3 protein-coding genes are annotated in these 2,522 nt (G+C 47.7%); all 3 read right to left on the bottom strand.

The window, feature by feature from the left end:
- A partial coding sequence (locus VLA57_RS12530; RefSeq protein ID WP_442968879.1) for an NAD(P)(+) transhydrogenase (Re/Si-specific) subunit beta occupies positions 1 to 1,241 on the bottom strand: 1,241 nt, incomplete at its 3' end.
- A complete protein-coding gene (locus VLA57_RS12525) occupies positions 1,238 to 1,573 on the bottom strand; it encodes a proton-translocating transhydrogenase family protein (protein ID WP_198010341.1) in 336 nt (111 codons plus the stop codon). The genes VLA57_RS12525 and VLA57_RS12530, both read right to left, overlap by 4 nt.
- Before the next feature lie 115 nt (positions 1,574 to 1,688).
- A partial coding sequence (locus VLA57_RS12520) for an NAD(P)(+) transhydrogenase (Re/Si-specific) subunit alpha (protein WP_333955075.1) occupies positions 1,689 to 2,522 on the bottom strand: 834 nt, incomplete at its 5' end.

Raw genomic sequence — 2,522 nt, 5'->3', positions numbered from 1 at the left:
GTCACTTCTAGAATTGGCATACCAAAGATTGGTGATGTCGGATCATCTTTCGCAGATGGGTTGACAACATCATTGGCACCGATAACTAATACCACATCCGTACTCGCGAAGTCCGAGTTAATCTCATCCATCTCTAAAATATCATCATAAGGCACATCGGCTTCTGCCAATAGTACGTTCATATGTCCTGGCATACGACCTGCAACTGGATGAATGGCAAAACGAACATTAACGCCTTCTTCTTTTAACAGCTCATACAATTCTTTTACAGCGTTTTGTGCACGACCTTGCGCCATGCCGTAACCTGGGACAATCACCACACTACTGGCATTTGCCATAAGGAAGCCAGCATCTTCTGCTGATCCTGCTTTGTAATTCTTTGGCGCGCCATCATCGCCGCCAGCTGCGACCGCTGATGTACCCATACCGCCAAATAAGACGTTGAGTAATGAGCGGTTCATGGCTTTACACATGATATAAGATAGAATCGCACCTGACGAACCGACTAGAGAACCTGCGATAATGAGCATCGAGTTGCCAAGAGTAAAACCAATACCTGCTGCTGCCCACCCTGAAAATGAGTTCAATAGCGACACGACCACTGGCATATCGCCACCACCAATTGGCGCAATCCACATCCAACCAAAAATCACTGCAATCACTGCCATCGCATAGAAGGCGGGTAATGAATCAGTGACGAAGTACACACCACCGAACGCAATCATCGCAATGAACAATAGCGCTTGGACAGGTTTTACCCAACTACCAACTAAGGTCTTAGCCCAGCTCTTCGCTGCCAATTTACCAAAGGCAAAGACCGATGCTGAGAAAGTAATCGCACCGATAAAACAACCAATAAACAATTCAACACGAGCAACCGCGCCATGCTGTTGTTCAGTATGCAGTACCGTTGCTAATGCAATCGCAACCGCTGCCAAACCGACAAACGAGTGCATCAAAGCCACGGTTTCTGGCATTTGGGTCATGGCGACCGTCTTTGCTTTCCACATACCGACGATAGCACCCAATACCATCGCACCGATAATCAACCAAAGCACAGGGCCCTCTGCCAAGAAGAATGTCGTGATGACAGCAATCGCCATCGCCACCATACCGAAGCGGTTACCACGAATGGCCGTCTTTGGGCTCGATAAACCACGCAAGGTTAAGACAAAAAGAATGGCACCGATAAGATAAAACCAGTCCGCATTTGCCGCAATCATATTTGATAAGTCACTCATGCGTCACCCCCAGTATCTGTGGTTACTACTGCTTTTTTTACTTTTGGCTTAAACATCGACAGCATACGCTCGGTCACGGCGAAACCACCAAAAATATTGATACTGGCTAAGAATACCGCAAAAGCCCCAAGTAAACTGGTCGGCGTAAATATCGAACCATCAATAGTGACGGTCTGTAGCATTGCACCGACAATAACAATACTTGATAAAGCGTTGGTTACAGCCATTAAAGGCGTATGCAGTGCAGGGGTGACGCCCCAAACGACGTAATATCCGACAAAAATTGCAAGTACAAATACGGTAAAAATCGCTACGAATGGCGTGCTACTCATGGCCGCACCAGCTGGCGCTGCCGCTAAAATAGTGGCAATCATCTTATCCTCCTAAAATTGTTTCATATCTGGCAAATGTAGGGTAATGAAATAGTCAAGACTGAATGTTTAAGGCTTAGCGTTTAGCAAGGCGTATTTGATTGTCATGTGTCACCGCCAACGCGCCTTGAATCTCATCTTCCATGTCTAAGTTGAGTGCCATTGTGTTTGCTGTAGCGTCATCTGTAGCGGCAGGCGCAATTAAAGTGGTGATAAAATTAACGAGGTTATTGGCATATAAGTCTGAAGATTGTGCTGCCAACTGTGAGGGAATATTAGCTGCACCGACAATACGCACGCCATTTGACGTCGTAATCGTTTCATCAGGGACACTGCCTTCGACGTTTCCACCAGTGCCAGCAGCCATATCGATCAGTACCGAACCAGCTTTCATCTTAGCAATGGTTGATTGGTGTACCAAACGCGGCGCTTGACGACCCGGAATCTGTGCAGTCGTAATGACGATGTCAGCATTGCTCAAGGCTTTATCAACAATAGCAGCTTGGTCTTTGATATATTGCTCAGATGGCGTCCACGCATAGCCGCCTGTAGATTTAGCTGTCTCAGCCTCCTCCGCACTCATCGGGACATCAAGCCATTTACCACCTAATGACTCCACTTGCTCGCGAGCGGTCGGACGTAAATCACTGGCTTCAACGACAGCGCCTAAACGCTTCGCCGTCGCAATCGCTTGTAAACCCGCAACCCCAACACCTAGAATAACGACTTTGGCAGGCTTAACCGTACCAGCTGAGGTCATAAACATCGGGAAAGGACGTGAGTATTCATTGGCAGCGAGCAACACCGCTTTGTAACCGGCAAGGTTGGCTTGTGAAGACAAGACGTCCATATTCTGTGCGCGTGATAAGGTGCGTGGCAATAGCTCCATGGCAAAGGCGGTAGCCCCTTT

The organism is Psychrobacter sp. S4(2024), from assembly GCF_036861305.1.
In the GTDB taxonomy this organism is placed as follows: domain Bacteria; phylum Pseudomonadota; class Gammaproteobacteria; order Pseudomonadales; family Moraxellaceae; genus Psychrobacter; species Psychrobacter cryohalolentis.
Note: the sequence above shows the minus strand (reverse complement) of the source record. Positions and strands in the feature narration are given on the sequence as shown.

Excerpts from the sequence above, each read along its gene's own strand:
- VLA57_RS12525 (WP_198010341.1), bottom strand. The coding sequence starts at position 1,573 with ATGAGTAGCACGCCATTCGTAGCGATTTTTACCGTATTTGTACTTGCA.